This window comes from Acidisoma silvae, from assembly GCF_020618775.1.
Classification (GTDB): domain Bacteria; phylum Pseudomonadota; class Alphaproteobacteria; order Acetobacterales; family Acetobacteraceae; genus Acidisoma; species Acidisoma silvae.
This window is the reverse complement of the sequence record NZ_JAESVB010000021.1, coordinates 1-14573: the sequence shown is the minus strand read 5'-3', so window position 1 is coordinate 14573 and position 14573 is coordinate 1. Positions and strand designations below refer to the sequence as shown.

13 protein-coding genes are annotated in these 14573 nt (G+C 56.5%); 8 read left to right on the top strand and 5 right to left on the bottom strand.

Going from position 1 to position 14573, the window contains the following annotated elements:
* Positions 1–2 precede the first annotated feature (2 nt).
* The 4 genes from ASILVAE211_RS22610 to ASILVAE211_RS22595 all read right to left on the bottom strand — a co-directional run bounded on the left by ASILVAE211_RS22610 (position 3) and on the right by ASILVAE211_RS22595 (position 4546).
* Positions 3–1232, bottom strand: coding sequence for an SfnB family sulfur acquisition oxidoreductase (locus tag ASILVAE211_RS22610; protein ID WP_227323635.1), 1230 nt, complete (start codon positions 1230–1232; stop codon positions 3–5).
* A 14-nt stretch (positions 1233–1246) separates the two neighbouring features.
* Entirely contained in the window at positions 1247–2620 is a 1374-nt protein-coding gene (locus ASILVAE211_RS22605) for an LLM class flavin-dependent oxidoreductase (protein ID WP_227323634.1), read from the bottom strand.
* Positions 2621–2627: 7 nt separating this feature from the next.
* Positions 2628–3509: a TauD/TfdA dioxygenase family protein gene (locus ASILVAE211_RS22600; RefSeq protein ID WP_227323633.1), complete on the bottom strand. Its 882-nt coding sequence runs from the start codon at positions 3507–3509 to the stop codon at positions 2628–2630.
* A 356-nt stretch (positions 3510–3865) separates the two neighbouring features.
* Positions 3866–4546 (bottom strand): TetR-like C-terminal domain-containing protein, encoded by a 681-nt coding sequence (locus ASILVAE211_RS22595; RefSeq protein ID WP_227323632.1) that lies wholly within the window; start codon positions 4544–4546, stop codon positions 3866–3868.
* A 63-nt stretch (positions 4547–4609) separates the two neighbouring features.
* Between ASILVAE211_RS22595 and ASILVAE211_RS22590 the strand changes: the two genes are divergently transcribed.
* The 5 genes from ASILVAE211_RS22590 (at position 4610) to ASILVAE211_RS22570 (ending at position 8820) form a co-directional block, all read left to right on the top strand.
* Positions 4610–5596 (top strand): hypothetical protein, encoded by a 987-nt coding sequence (locus tag ASILVAE211_RS22590; RefSeq protein WP_227323631.1) that lies wholly within the window; start codon positions 4610–4612, stop codon positions 5594–5596.
* 30 nt (positions 5597–5626) lie between these two features.
* On the top strand, positions 5627–6010 hold the full coding sequence (locus ASILVAE211_RS22585; RefSeq protein WP_227323630.1) for a hypothetical protein: 384 nt from the start codon (positions 5627–5629) through the stop codon (positions 6008–6010).
* 403 nt (positions 6011–6413) lie between these two features.
* Entirely contained in the window at positions 6414–7088 is a 675-nt protein-coding gene (locus tag ASILVAE211_RS22580; protein ID WP_227323629.1) for a tetratricopeptide repeat protein, read from the top strand.
* A gap of 281 nt (positions 7089–7369) precedes the next feature.
* Positions 7370–7741: a hypothetical protein gene (locus ASILVAE211_RS22575; protein WP_227323628.1), complete on the top strand. Its 372-nt coding sequence runs from the start codon at positions 7370–7372 to the stop codon at positions 7739–7741.
* A gap of 221 nt (positions 7742–7962) precedes the next feature.
* Positions 7963–8820 carry a lysozyme inhibitor LprI family protein gene (locus tag ASILVAE211_RS22570; RefSeq protein ID WP_227323627.1) on the top strand — a complete coding sequence of 286 codons (858 nt, stop codon included), beginning with the start codon at positions 7963–7965 and terminating at the stop codon, positions 8818–8820.
* Positions 8821–9859: 1039 nt separating this feature from the next.
* On the opposite strand, the gene hisD is transcribed toward ASILVAE211_RS22570, so the two are convergent.
* The gene (gene hisD, locus ASILVAE211_RS22565; protein WP_227323626.1) at positions 9860–11182 is read right to left on the bottom strand and encodes a histidinol dehydrogenase; all 1323 of its coding nucleotides are present in this window, start codon (positions 11180–11182) and stop codon (positions 9860–9862) included.
* A 104-nt stretch (positions 11183–11286) separates the two neighbouring features.
* On the opposite strand from hisD, the gene ASILVAE211_RS22560 reads away from it, so the two are divergent.
* The 3 genes from ASILVAE211_RS22560 to ASILVAE211_RS22550 all read left to right on the top strand — a co-directional run bounded on the left by ASILVAE211_RS22560 (position 11287) and on the right by ASILVAE211_RS22550 (position 14280).
* Entirely contained in the window at positions 11287–11835 is a 549-nt protein-coding gene (locus ASILVAE211_RS22560) for a cupin domain-containing protein (protein ID WP_227323625.1), read from the top strand.
* Between the two features lie 175 nt (positions 11836–12010).
* Positions 12011–13420, top strand: coding sequence for an APC family permease (locus ASILVAE211_RS22555; protein ID WP_227323624.1), 1410 nt, complete (start codon positions 12011–12013; stop codon positions 13418–13420).
* Positions 13421–13482: 62 nt separating this feature from the next.
* The gene (locus ASILVAE211_RS22550) at positions 13483–14280 is read left to right on the top strand and encodes a carbon-nitrogen hydrolase family protein (RefSeq protein WP_227323623.1); all 798 of its coding nucleotides are present in this window, start codon (positions 13483–13485) and stop codon (positions 14278–14280) included.
* Positions 14281–14573: the final 293 nt, after the last annotated feature.

Here is a 14573-nt window from a genome sequence, read left to right as displayed (position 1 = left end):
AGTTACTCCTGAGGCCGCGCGGCGGCTGGCGCAGGTTGCGCGGATTGTGGGGCGGGCAGGCGGTCATGCAGCCAGAAATGGCCGATCGTATGAAATTTCCAGCGCACGGGGTCATGCACCGTATGGGTGCGCGCATTGCGCCAATGCCGGTCAAGCCCGTAGATCAGGCGGGTGGATTGTGTGCCACCCAGTTCGATCAGGGTTGAGCTAGCATCAAGCGACAGTTCCGTGGTCGCGATCTTGGCTTCCGCCACCGCGACGGTTGCCTGCGCATGGTCCGACGCTTCGCCGGTCCCGTCCGCCTGTTCCAGGGCGCGTGCCGCGCGGGTTAGGAGCGCTTCGGCAGCGTGCAGGCGCAGAACGAGGGAACCGGCACGGTGGAGGGTCAAAGGGTCCTCGCCCGCTTCGAGATGTGCTGCCTCCGGCACGGTCCGCACATGATGGGTGAGCCAGATTTCCAGATCGGCCAAGGCCGCACGCGCGATCCCGAGATCGATCGCCGCATGCAGAAGCTGGGCATAGGCGGCGTGAATCGTCTGCGGCTGGAACAGCCGGTGCCGCGCCAGAACCTGCCAGGGCTCCACGGCGATATTCTCGGCAAGGACCGTGCCGCTGGCCGTCGTGCGCTGGCCGAAACCGTCCCAATCATCCACTATCGTGAGCCCCGGCGCATCGTTCGGCACATAGACCATGACCGCCTGCCCCTGGTCATCCTTCGCTGCGATTGGGATCCAATGCGCGTAGAATGCGCCCGTGGCATAGGCTTTGCGCGCGTTGAGCCGCAGGCCGCCATCCTGAGTCAGGCGCGATCCGATATCGCGAAAGGTGCGCGTGCCGAATTCGGAGACGGCATTGCCGAAGCGGCGCCCAGCCAGAACCTCGGCGAAAAAGATGCGCTTCTGCTCCTCGGTCCCGGCCAGACGCAGGGCATCCACGAGACACCAGTGATTTTGCGGAATCTGCCCCAGCGAGGGGTCTGCTTCCGCGATGATGGCGGTGACCTCGGCCAGGGTTTCGATGGCAATGCCAGCTCCGCCCCAGGCCCGGGGCACGATCGCGCCCCAAAGGCCACTTTGGGAAAAGCGGTCGATCTCCGCGATGGGTAGCAGGCGCTGGCGGTCACGCACTGCAGCGCCAGCCGCGAATTCAGCTGCGAGAGCACGGGCGGCAATGAGCGCCTCCGCATCGGTGCGAATGACGTCGACGCGCGGCTCAGGAGGGGCTTCAGACAATGCGTTGATCCGTGTCATGTCGGCCAGGGCATCTTGGCGAGAGCATCCCCCGCACCTGGATGGGTCGGCGGCAGTCTGGGAGAGCCGAAGATTTTTTCGCGCAGCGTGCCGGGTGCGTACGAGTGTTTGAAGAGACCGCGCGTCTGCAGTTCCGGGACCACGAGGTCGATAAAATCGGCGAAGCTTTCGGGAGAGACGCTGCGCGCGAGGTTGAAGCCGTCAATGCCGGTCTCCTCAACCCAAGACGCCATGGCATCCGCGATCTGGCCCGGTGACCCGACAATTGGCGCATAGCGGCCACCGAGCGGCATGTCCGCCAGCAGTTTGCGCACCGTCCATTGCCCGTCGGCCGCGAGGGCCTCGGCCGAGGATTGGATGGAATTGCTGCGGAAATCGGGAATGACCTCATCGGCTTCGAAGCGTGAGAAATCGATGCCGGTGGCGCTGGCCAATTGCGTGAGACCGGCCTCCGGCAGGGCATAGCGGCGGTATTCGGCGTATTTGTCCTGCGCTTCGCGTTCCGTGCGGGCGACGATGACTTGCAGACCCGTCAAAAGGCGCAGGCTGTCCGGGCTGCGCCCCGCCTGCACGGCCTGCGCGCGGATATCCCGGACGATGGCGGCGGTCCGGGATGGGCCCAGATTGGGGACGAAGATGCATTCGCCATGGCGGACGGCGAAAACCCGGCCGCGCGCGGAGGCTCCGGCCTGAAACAGTAGTGGGCTGCGCTGCGGCGATGGTTCAGAGAGATGAATAGCATTCAGCGGGAAACGCGGCCCGGCGTGACGCACGGGCCGAACCTTCTCGGGCTGGGCATAAAGGCCGCTCGCACGATCCCGCACCACGGCGTCATCCGCCCAGCTGCTTTCCCAAAGGCCGTAGACAACGTTCATGAATTCGTCGGCCGCATCATAACGCTCATCATGGTCAGGCTGGCCGCTTTCGCCTCGGCCCCGCGCCGCGCGGTCCAGGAAACCGGTGACGATGTTCCAACCGATGCGCCCACGGGTGAGGTGATCGAGCGTCGACATACGGCGCGCGAACAAATAGGGTGCTTCTCCTCCGGTCCCGACCGTTACGCCAAAACCCAGATGCTGCGTAACGCTCGCCATGGCAGGAACCAAAAGCATAGGGTCGTTGATCGGCACCTGCACCGCATGGCGGATGGCGGCGTGCGGGCCGCCACCATAGACATCATAGGTACCGGTTACATCCGCCAGAAAAACGGCGTCAAATAGCCCGCGCTCCAGCAGACGCGCGAGGTCCATCCAGTAGTCGATATCCGTGTAGCGAGATGATTGGTCCCGCGGATGCCGCCACAGGCCGTGGGCCAGATGGCCCACGGTATTCATCTCAAACGCACTGAGAAAAATAAGACGTCGCGACATAGCGATATCAGAACGGGCGACTGCCGGCGAGGCTGATACGTTTCATGACGCGACGCTCGTTCGGGTCGAAGGCCGAGCGCCCGTGCAGTGTGATCTGATTGTCCCAATAGACGATGTCACCTCGCGTCCAGCGATGGGCGTAGCGGAAGCGCGGCTCCAGAATATGGGCGCGCAGGCGTGCAATGAGGGCGGCACCGGCAGCGGGATCATAATTGACAATCTCAACCTCGGTAGCCTCGCCGAGATAGATCAGTCGCCGTCCTGATTCAGGGTGCGTTCTGACCAGGGGGTGAACTTCGAACGGCGTCAATTGCTCGATATCCGGCGTGCGGTAAAGCGCGGAGCTGCCTGGCAGCTTCTTCGTGGCGCGGAGGAAAGGGTTATAGGTAATGAGCTGAAGCTGGTCGATCTCGCGCTTTGTTCCATCATCCAGCGCATCATAGGCAGCGGCGAGATTGTGGAAGGTGGTATCGCCGCCGTTTTTTGACACCTCGATCGCGTAGAGCAGGGATCCGGATGACGGCACGGGCGTCCAGTGATGATCGGAATGCGCGGTCAGCTCACGATTTCCGAGTACCCCTTCGTCGACATTTGAGACCAGGACGATATCAGGCACTTGTCCAGAGGCATTGCCGCCCAAAACCGGGCTGTTCCGTGGCGGGGTGAACACAGCGCCGAAATAAGACGTAAAGCGCAGGAAGTCATCATCCTCAGGCTGTTGATCCTTGAAGACAAGAACAAGATGTTCTTTGAGCGCGGCCTTTACGGCTAAAATCTGTGCTGGCCTCACGCTGCCCCGGCTATCAACCCCCCGAACTTCAGCTGCGAGCGATCCGATGATCGGAGTTATACGGAAATCAGCGTCAGGCGCCTGGGTGATGCTTGTCATATCGACTTAACCTATCGACCGGACAGCCAGCTCTTTACCCAGGGAAGCGATCGTGTTCCACGGTGGCGACCGTAGGATGATGGTTACGACCCAAAATATCCCCGAAAGGAAAGTAGATGACCTTGATCCAATGCGTCGATAAATACACAGGCAAAGTAGTTTGTATAGCTATCACATAAAAATTTCTGGAATTTTTATTTTAACTAAATTTTACAGTACAACATTAACGCTTGTTTTCCTTGTGGGCGCCTGTTTTCCCGAGTGCGACCTGAGACAGGAACTGTTTAAGTGTCTTGTTCAATCAAACTGTAATGATACGACAGTTAGGGTGGTCATGTGGCTTCAGGAAAATATTTCTATTTTAATTCCCTATTTTTCCATGCGAGACCATGCGCAATTGCTGACACCAAAATTTGCACCTGGTCTCCGATCGTCTCCGGAGTGCCTGACAAGGCCTTGCCGCTTAATCCTAGCTCAACAACGCCGTGAACTGCCGAGAAGACCGTCCGGGCCAGCTGCACACGAGACGCCTCATCCAAATCAGGTCGCAGCACCTGCAGTGGCCCTTCGATGTGCCTGAACGCTAGATCCAGTCGGGTGGCATACCAACCCGGTAGGGGCCGCTCTCCGATCATACGGTGTTGAAACAGCGCGCTCCAATGGCCGCGATGATCAACCGCATAATTCAGATAGGCTGACGCAAGCCGCTCCATCTGCTGCATAGGTGTCGTACAGCCCAATACCGCAGCTGCCAGTGCAGCATCGATCCTATCGAGGGTGCGGCCATTAACAGTCAGAATGAGCTCATCAAGATCAGGGAACACGCTGTAGATCGCGCCGACTGAACATCCGGCCGCTTCAGCCAAAGCACGCGCCCGCAATTCCTGCACCCCAGCCGCATCTATCGCTGCGTCAGCAAGATCGATTAGGCGGGCGGCCAGTTCTGTCTTGCGCGCCAGCGTCGCCGGCCGTTGCGAACGTTGTTCATATTTATCTTGAACGATGTTCATAATTGGTTTATCCATAATCATGAACATCGTTCATATAAGGTCTTTTCAATTGATGCAACGCGGGCTTAGATCGATCAGGGGATAAAAAAGATGAAGGTTACTCTCGACTTGACGCGGCTGCTGCAGGAAGGCGCCATAACCGCTGCGGAACACGAACGCCTGATGCGCCTTGGCTATCAGGATACCAGTCTCGTTCTGGTCAACGTATTGGTCGGCTTTGGCGTGATTGCGGTCAGCATCGGCATGCTTGCCTTGCTGCCCTCCGCATTTGTCGGCGCTGCGATCGGCGCGGTGCTGATGTTAGCCGGTTTAATATTGAGTATCGCCGGCCCATCCCGCTGGTCGGTTTTGTCCAGCATCTGCATCCTCATCGCCGCCCTTCTGCTTGGCACCGGCCTTGTCCTGCTAAGCCAGGGAATGGCTAGCTTTGGCGATAGCAGCGAGCTTCATAGCCTGATGCCGCTAGGCATCGCCTTCGTGCTGGTGGCAGGCTTGTTTGGGGGATGTGCCGCGCTCGCGCGCAGCGGCTTGCTGGCAAGTCTGTCGGTGCTAGTGCTGTTCGCCGCACTTGGCGGAAGCAGCTACTATGACGCTGCCACCTACGGGTTTCAGGTGACGGAACCATTGGCGACGGTGGTTTTGTTCGGAGCACTGGCATTGGTTGCCCACATCCTATCGCGTAGCCTCGCCTCCCCATGGGAGCGATTGGCCGTTTTCGTTGCCCGTACGGCTTTGTTCCTGGCCAATCTTGGTTTTTGGGTCGGGTCGCTATGGGGGGACGACCTGGACTGGTTGGGGCGAAACACGCATGTCGCCATGTCTGCCCATGCGTTTGCCGTCGTCTGGGCCATTCTGTTGATTGGCATGGGCATTTGGGCAGGCCGCGCCAATCGCCGATGGGTCTTAAATCTGGTGGCGGTGTTCGGCGGCATCCACTTTTACACGCAATGGTTTGAGTGTGTCGGCGCTACACCTGGCAGCCTGCTGATCGGCGGCTTGGTTTTACTTGGCTGTGCGCTCGTGCTGTGGCGGATGAACCTTGCTTTGATTACAAAGCCAGCGCGTCTGGCCAGCTAAAAGCCGTTCAAACTGGCAGGCAGAGAACTGATGCGGGCAACCCTCGCCACTATCCTTAGATTCGCTTCCGGCCGATCACCCTCGTCTGATCAAGACGGACTTGGTCAAAGTCTTTGGCAGGACCTCCGTTTCCTGATCCGCTTCAGTCGATATCGGCGTCGGTCCATCATCTGGGTAAAACCATCTGACAACGAAAGCCGCCTTTTTGACAATCACCCGCTTATAGGCCGCTTCGGTGATCAAACAGCATGGGTTTCTAAAAACGATGATCTATTATGGGTTATCCGAGAGCGTGATTGGTGGGGTTGGCCGGACCTGCCGCATTATGCGGTCTTTGCTCTCAAGGGCAATGTCATCTGGGTTGCAACTGATTTCAACACCTTTCCAAGTCGTTGGAATTTCCCTCAGCCATGAGAACTCGTCGCTTAAGATGGCTAACCCAATTTCAGCCGCTATAGAAGAAATCCGAAGAAGGTTTTATGGCGTATCATCGATAGGTTTACCGATCAAATAATCGCTATCGAACTGATAGCGGCACGCATCAGAAAAAGTAGAACGATCGCCCTATTCCCAAATATTCAATAATCCGCTACGCCTTCGTAAGGCTGATATGTTCGTTCTCTCACATAACAAATTTCGAATAACAACAATAATGGAGTGTTAAATGTTCTTGCGTTGTCTATCGACTGCAGTCGTGACTAGTTCACTGATGGGACTAGTTGGATGCGCGCTCCCTCCTTCGATTAATATGGCTGGCGCCCCGGCAATTCCCATGCCTGCACCCGTGGCACCGCCAGATGCCCAGACGATCGCTCACATGACCGCTGCTGCGCAAGCTGGTGATCCGAAGGCGCAACTCAGTCTCGGAACAGCGTACTGGACTGGTCAGGGTGTCCCGCAGGATGATGCGGCCGCGACGTCTTGGTGGCGCAAAGCAGTGAAGGGCGGAGATATCGATGCTGCCTATAATCTGGGCATCGCCTATCAAGATGGCCGAGGTGTTCCACAAAACTACGCCGAAGCAGCCGCTCTGTTCGCACGCGGTGTCGCAAAAGGGGATGCTCAATCTGAAAATAACCTGGGTGTGTTGTATCTCAATGGTCAAGGCGTGCGCCAGAATAGTAGCAAGGCAGCAGCGCTTTTCCAAAGTTCAGCAGCACAGGGCGACCAGAATGCCGAGCAAAATCTGCAAAAAATGACAACGCCAGCTGCCTCGGTTCCGTTGACCGGTCCTGCGGAAGTCCAGGCCCCGTCAACCGATCAAGACCAGCAAGATGATGCAACTCAGCAGCAGCAGGAAGAGCTGCAACAGCAGCAATGGCAACAACAACAGCAACAAAGGCAGCAAGAAGACGAGCAACGGCAGCAACAGCAAGAGGAACAACAACAGCAACAAGAGTATTACCAACAGCAGCAAGAGCAACAAGAACAGCAGCAACAGGAAGAAGAGCAGCAGCAAGAGCAGGAACAGGATCAGCAAGAGCAACAATAGTGGACAAATGACGGCTTAGCTTTTATTTTCTCACTCGCCACAGCTAAGTTTATAGCCGTCGCAGACTTCGCAAAATCTTCAGTTTAAGTCTAAGGGAAACTCTCATTGTGATAGAACATAGGCATTACCAATGCTGGTGGTACTGTCTCACCTTACGTGACGTGTATGCCTTACGTGCTGCCGCTCGTGCAGGTAGATTGAAGATTTTGCTGTTGCTATTAGCCGTGGTTTTGGAGCTCCACCCGGCCTGCGTAGCGTTCGCTAGCGGATCGTTACCGCCCATGCCGCTCACAGCAGGGCCGTTCCCAAACTTCGCCGGCTGTTTAGGCTATCTTGATGCGACATATAAAGAACAGGCGGCAATGGCTATGCCCAAACCTATAGTGACTCGGCAGGGAGACACCCATCAAACCATCCTTTCGACAAAAGGCGTTGACCGTGGACCGGGCCAACAGGCTGTCTACGAGGCTGAAATTGGACATGTAAACCGCGCTATCGACACCCAGTTTCATCAGATAGTAACAAGCTACGACTGGCAGCGCTTCACCCTCAAATGTCAGGGGCCAGTCTTCAGCGGATCACAACAAGACGGCTACGATCTTCAGGGTATCGAACAAATTCCCCCGGGCGACCCTTTAGTAATTCGGCCGTGATGGTCAGTTGCTTTGCCCGCTAAGGGACTGGCGATCGTTTCACTGGCCAGATCGTGCGCGATGATGGGATGCCCGGCATCGTGGCGGCAAGCGGGGGCGCCCGGTCTCATAACCGCCATCACCCTCGCGCAAGGGCGCACGAACATCACTAAAGCGAGGGTCGGCTCGTCGTGCGGGAATGGGGTAGATGTGTCAGGTCAATTCGCAAGGGAGATTATGCCATGAGAGGCCATTTGATTGCAGTTACCATGATGGCAGTGGCGACGCTCCCATCCGCCGCGCACGCGATCAATTGTGCTCACGCCACGAGCCCAATCGAACACACGATCTGTGGCAGCCAGGCGATCCTGCATGCCGATACGGCGATGAACCGGGCCTATATCGCGATCCTGAAGGCAGCGCCGGACCCGGAGATCCACGCCATGCTGGTCGCCAGCCAGAAACGCTGGATCAGCGCGCGAGATAAAACTTTTGGCGACTTGGACAAAGCCACTGATGGGCAAACCGGTGAAGTCCTTTCAAAAGTCGTGCAGGCTAAGCTCATAATGGATGCGATCAAGGATCGTACTGGCGTCCTCACCCAAAAGTCGAAAGATGCGTCGATGCAACCCGTCCTGATCCAGATGGCGTTGAGACAACAGCGGTTTGTCGCGCAGTTCACGGGCGGTCCTTTTGCCGGCTATGACACGTCCTGTGAGTTTTTCCCAGATGACAGTTCCGGCAATAGTCGCGAGTATCAATGCTACGCCACGCATCATGTTCAGAATGATAATCGCGTCTGTAGTCAGGGGTTGGATTGGGCGACGTATCGCACATATTCCTCCGGCAGTGTTGCCGACGTCATCGAGGGAAAGCCGAAGCTTGTCGCGACCTGCGCGGACGATGACTGCGGAGACGACGATACCGGTGCCGGGGCCAACTGGAACCTCCATCCCGAAGCTACGAGCGGGACAGCCTTCCCGCAGTCGCTACCTCAGTTGGATGCTGAGGCGATGGATTCCATGAGCGATGATCAGCCTTCTTGGCTGAAAGCATGCCTCATGGACCCGCATTTTCCACATTCAGAATCTTCGAAGTGATACACGCAAGCCGATCCGGTACGTGGTCCCTGCGGCTCGGGTCTCCGCTGTCGGGGTATGTCCTTTTCATGGTTTGGCGCAGTGACGGCCGGTGAAGCGATATTATATTACCGCGTTGGTATTGATCATCCTTTTCGCGGTTGCGCCTTTTGCCTCCGTGATCCTTGGAAGCGTCATAGCGAACGGCGTAGGTTGCACACTGAATGAAGCCGAGCCCCGAAGCTGCTTGATTCACGGGCATGACTATGGGGCAACCCTCTACACGCTGGGAATGGGCCTCTGGTTGATGATTTTCACTCTACCAATAGCCGAAATCGCCCTCATCCTATGGACCATCGTCCTGACCGGTCATCTCTTGCTCAGGCGGCGGCGCAGAAGCCGGGACAGATGCCTCAGATAACTGAAATAAAACCTTACAGCGCCAACCCTGGCCGTGCCCGCTGAACGCTATATCCGAGATGGGCAATTTTCCTTTAGTTTTGTTAAGAAGTAAGCCTAGAAAGCTGCAAGCTAAGGCTCAGGTCGGCGTTGTCAGGTTGTCTAAAGCTGCTTGGCTTTCGACATAGAAAGTAGATAGTTGCCGAATCACCGATATAAAAGGGATGTTAGTCATATAGTGCCAGACACGAGCTGCGGCATCTCTGTTGCGTTGGACGAACTTTCAGAATCCTCGCCATTCTCAAATTTCGCTGCCCGCAACGTGAAAACGGACCTCAGCGCATTCTCACATGCAAGGAAAATGAGGACTTCCTCACTTTTGATGAAAAGCCATTTATGAATCAAAATCATTCGGGGAATTTTTTGGCCATACGCCACTCCGTTTTGACTTTGCGCAATGACATGGCCGCAGCTCGCAACGCCATTTCTGAGAGATGGTGCAATCGCCAAGTCGAAGGCCAGATCAATCGACTGAAGACGGTGAAGCGCTCTTTGTATGGGCGCGCCAACACAGATTTCCTGCGGGCTCGTATGTTGCCACTGCATCTGCCTACAGATTAAGGAAAACCCGCGGAGGTGCTGAATGACCGCCGCTAGTCGATCAGCTTAGTGGCTCCAATGACAATCTAATTGCGGCGGCGCGCCGGTGCCCTTCAAGCCCTTCAGATGCGCTCTGCCGCATCGCGGGTGGCGCTACGGTCGCAACGCCCTTTTCCTCCATCCACTGATGCGTGCAGGTCTTGACGAAGGAACCAACCCACAGGCCGCCCGTGTATCGGCCTGCGCCCATGGTGGGCAGCGTGTGGTTCGTGCCACTGCATTTGTCGGAATATACCACGCTCGCCAACGGCCCGACGAAAAGCGAACCATAGTTCTGTAGCTTCTGGGCGGTTGCGTGGGGATCAGCCGTGTGGACTTGCAGATGTTCAGCGGCGACACTATCCGAATATCCGATCATGGCTTCTTCGGAATCGCATAGGGTAATTTCGCCATAGTCTTGCCAAGCCTGACCCGCGACGTCTGCCGTAGAAAGTGTCGCTAGTTGCGCCGTGACTTCCTGCTCAACGGCTTTAGCCAGTGCGTGATCCGTGGTGATCAGGCCCACCCTTGTCCGCACGTCATGTTCAGCCTGCGCCAGCATGTCTGTGGCAATCATGCGTGCATCGCCGGTAGCGTCTGCCACCACAAAAATCTCTGATGGGCCGGCCAATTGATCGATACCGACGGGGCCGAAGACCTGTCGTTTTGCCTCATTCACATAGGCATTGCCGGGGCCTACTATTTTATCGACCGCCGGAACGGTTTCGGTTCCGTAGGCAAGGGCGGCAATCGCCTGCGCCCCACCCACGCGAAAAATGCGCGTGGCACCGGCCAGGTGGCAGGCCGCGATGACCGCCGGGTTGGCCGTAGGTGGCAGGCACACAATCACTTCGCGGCAACCCGCAACCTTTGCAGGCACAATCGTCATCACCGGCGCGGAGAGAAGAGGGTAGCGGCCGCCTGGGACATAGGCACCGACCCTTTGAATGGGAATGACGCGATGGCCGAGATGAACGCCCGGCAGGATTTCCACCTCAAGACCGGTCATCGTGCCCAACTGCGCCTCCGCGAAGCGGCGGACATTGCCAATGGCGAATTCCGTATCCCGCCGCGTTTGCGGATCGAGATTGGCGACCGCCGCTTCCCGCTCGCCCAGGCTCACTTCGGTGTCTTGCAGCGACAATCCGTCAAATTGCAGGGAGAGGCGCCGGATGGCTTCATCCTTTTCAGCGCGGACAGATACAATGATGTCCTTAACCTTGGCTTCGATGGCCTGATTGTCCGCCATCGTATTGCGGATGGGCGATTTGATATAGCGGACACCATGCGGCAGCTGCACAACACGATTTGTCATTTGAGAACTCCCTTTGGGCAGGACGCTCACTGTCATCAGCCAAGCCGGGGCGCTTCACAATCCAGAAAAAGACGCTAGTCTAGTATTCTCACCATCAGGACGGGAGGGGGCTTCACGGAAGCCCATCAAATGCCATGCCTCAAATCGGAGAAAAGCTCAGGGAACTGCGCGGCCGCCGGAACCTCGGTATGCGGGAGCTTGCCGCGCGCTCTGGCGTTTCTCACTCTTCGATTTCGCTGATCGAACGCAATCGCATGAGTCCGTCGATAGAGACATTGGGTGCCATTCTGGATGCACTGGGTACAACATTGACAGGGTTTTTTTCCGATCTTCAGTCAAAAATGCCATCCAAATCGTTCTATAGAGCTGAAGAGTTTGTCGAGATTGGCAACGTCAACTCGATCTCATATCGCATGATTGGGATTGACCATCCCAATCGGCAGATATTGATGTTGCACGAAACATATGCGCCGGGTGCGCATACGGGGAACGCCTTTCACCATTCTGCGCAAGAGGCTGGCATGATCCTCGAGGGCAGTCTTGAAATCTCGGTCGGGGGGCAAACGAGCGTTCTTCGTGCAGGTGATGGCTATTATTTCGACAGCAGCCAACCCCATCGCTTTACCAATATAGGTGACGAGCCGGCTGAAATTTTAAGTGCCGTGACACCACCAACATACTAGTCTTGGAAACTATTCTAACCACACCTGCTTTGAGCCGAATTTGATCCGTAGAATATGCTTTTATGACCGTTCGAGGTCAAAGCTAGCACACCAATAATAAGAAAATGTTGCGCCATTAGTCTTTTGGTCTGCCTAAGAAACACGCGGACCAGCAGCGATCAGAGAGGAACTTATCTTGACAGGTTTACCCAGAAACGCTGACCGGCTGAGTCGGAATCAGCTTGGGCTACCGCAGATCGTGGCAAGCACGCTTGCAAATATCGCTCCGGCCGTCAGTTTCTATTTCGGCTTTGGCCTGATTGTTGGAGGAGCGGGTGTGGCAGCCCCCCTCACGATCATCGTCGCGATGATTGCCATACTGTTTTTGGGCAACACGCTCGCCGAGTTCTCAAAATACCGTCCGAGCACAGGCTCGTTCGTCACCTTTATCGGCATGGGTTTGGGGCCAACGGCTGGTGCCGCCGCTTCCATCTTTACCGTTATTGGCTATGCAGTTGCTGCGGCCGCGATTGTCGCGATCTCGGGCGGCTGGGCGCATGACACGATCAAGCTGTTTCTGGGCATTAATATCCCCTGGCAGGTGCTGAGCATTCTCGCCACCGGGATTTGTGCATTTCTGGTAAGCCGCGGTGTCAAGATCTCCACCACCTGGGCCGCGATTTTCTTCTATTTCGAATTGGCGCTTCTGCTGATTGGGGCGGTTGCAATGTTGATCGTCAATTGGGGCTCGCTCAGCCTGGCACCCTTCATGCCCTCCCATCTATCCGGCGGCCTGGCGGGCATTGGACTTGGCTTTCCATTGGCAGTCTATTCCTTTGTAGGTTGGGAGAATTCAGCGACCTTGGCGGAGGAAACTGCAGATCCACGCAGAAATATCCCGAAAGCGCTAGTGGCAGGGACAATCGCCATCGGTTTGGTCTACATCTTCCTGGGTTATTCAACTGAAATTGCGTTCCATAATGATGCGAAAGCGATCGGCAATTCAGCGTTGCCCTATATCGACGCGATAAAGCATTCGGCGCCTGCGCTTCTGTTCATTGCCTACCTCGCGGGCGTAACGAGCATTTTCTCCTGTCTCCTGGGTCTCACCAATTCGCAGGCGCGCATTCTGTTCAGCGCAGGGCGCGAAGGTCTGCTGCCGCGCTTCTTTGGCAAGATCCATCCGCAGCACAAAACACCGCATGTCGCCATGTGGGCCTACATAGCAACTGCGCTATTGATTACGCTACTTTGTTGGAACCTCGACCCTGTCACTATCTTCGGTGATACGGGAACCTTGGGTACAATTCCGATCATCGTGGTGTATCTTGTCACCACTCTTGCCTTGCCGGTTTACATCATCCGATTTCATCGCGAAGATTTCAGTATTATCCGACACGCGATTATTCCGGCATTCGGCGTATTACTGACGCTCTTCCCGTTGTGGGGCCTTGTACAGCCGGGCCAGCCGGCGCCGTTCAATATCTATCCGACAGCGGTGGCCATCGGTCTGCTTCTCGCCATTCTATACGGTATTATCCTGGCACGGCGGAAACCTGATCTTGTCCAGCGTATTGGTAGCTACGTCGCTGACGAAGAATACTAGGGCGTATACCCGCAGCCCGTTTCGTCAGTCGGGCTGCGGGGTGTTTCTGATTTAGGATAGAGATGATGCGTTTTTCCGCGCTGCAAATGCAGCCCGCTTCATGTGACAAGCAAGCGAATATCGAACGTATCAAGCAGGCGGCAGCGGCCGCACGCCAGGTTGGAAGCGGGTTGCTTGTTGCGCCGGAAATGAGCATAACAGGCTACGCAATCTGGGACCAACTCAGCCAGATGGCGGAGCCGCGCGATGGCTTTATGACGCAATCCCTGACTGCCATGGCACGAGCGCTGAATATCGCTATCGTCGCTGGTATGCCGGAACGCGCGGGCCAGGATATCTACAATACTGCGGTTTGCGCGCTGCCGTCCGGCCAACTTCATTTCTACCGGAAGTGCCATCTGTTCGGCCCCGATGAAATCCGCGGTTTCCGTGCGGGCGAAGCTCTATCGCCTACATTCGAGATCGATGGGGTGAAGGCGGGCATGCTGGTTTGCTATGATGTTGAATTTCCAGAGTGGGCGAGGGCATTGGCCTTGACGGGCGCACAGCTCTTTATCGTGCCAACCGCGTTGCCGAAAGTCATCACGAACGACCGCGTCTCCCGCCTCATGATCCCTGCACGAGCATTGGAAAACCATGTCATGGTCATCTATGCAGGTCTCTGCGGGTCTGAGAATGGTCTCGACTATCAAGGGGGTTCATGCATCGTGGGTTCAGACGGAGCTGATCTGGCACGCGCGGGGAAGGGTGAAGCCCTGCTCACCGCTGACATCGGCAGTAAGGTGCCTGGGGCGGAGCACGGCGATCCTTATCTTCATGATCGGAGACCCGCGCTGTATCGGTCCCTCTCCCTGGCGTAACAGGCTCACAAGCCACATGGTGAGGCAGCATAGACGGAGACGCACGAGCCATGAGCATTTGATCACGCGATCGTAAGGTGGGGCTAAATGATAAGATGCCCAGGCCATGGCGGTTTCTTCGCCCCACAGTGATTTAGCTGAAGGCATAGGTTTCAACCAGGAAAATTGGCTCTTTAACCGAGATCCCGGACCCAGGAGGTTTCAAATTGCGCAACAAGACCTTCCTGCTAATTTGGCGCCAATATTCCCATTGTTAAAAAACCGAGCCTGAGCATCGTTCGGTTCCATGGTTA

Coding starts and splice junctions, on each gene's coding strand:
- ASILVAE211_RS22605 (WP_227323634.1), bottom strand. CDS start 2,620: ATGTCGCGACGTCTTATTTTTCTCAGTGCGTTTGAGATGAATACCGTG.
- ASILVAE211_RS22600 (WP_227323633.1), bottom strand. CDS start 3,509: ATGACAAGCATCACCCAGGCGCCTGACGCTGATTTCCGTATAACTCCG.
- ASILVAE211_RS22595 (WP_227323632.1), bottom strand. CDS start 4,546: ATGTTCATGATTATGGATAAACCAATTATGAACATCGTTCAAGATAAA.
- ASILVAE211_RS22590 (WP_227323631.1), top strand. CDS start 4,610: ATGAAGGTTACTCTCGACTTGACGCGGCTGCTGCAGGAAGGCGCCATA.
- ASILVAE211_RS22585 (WP_227323630.1), top strand. CDS start 5,627: ATGCGGGCAACCCTCGCCACTATCCTTAGATTCGCTTCCGGCCGATCA.
- ASILVAE211_RS22580 (WP_227323629.1), top strand. CDS start 6,414: ATGACCGCTGCTGCGCAAGCTGGTGATCCGAAGGCGCAACTCAGTCTC.
- ASILVAE211_RS22575 (WP_227323628.1), top strand. CDS start 7,370: ATGCCGCTCACAGCAGGGCCGTTCCCAAACTTCGCCGGCTGTTTAGGC.
- ASILVAE211_RS22570 (WP_227323627.1), top strand. CDS start 7,963: ATGAGAGGCCATTTGATTGCAGTTACCATGATGGCAGTGGCGACGCTC.
- ASILVAE211_RS22560 (WP_227323625.1), top strand. CDS start 11,287: ATGCCTCAAATCGGAGAAAAGCTCAGGGAACTGCGCGGCCGCCGGAAC.
- ASILVAE211_RS22550 (WP_227323623.1), top strand. CDS start 13,483: ATGATGCGTTTTTCCGCGCTGCAAATGCAGCCCGCTTCATGTGACAAG.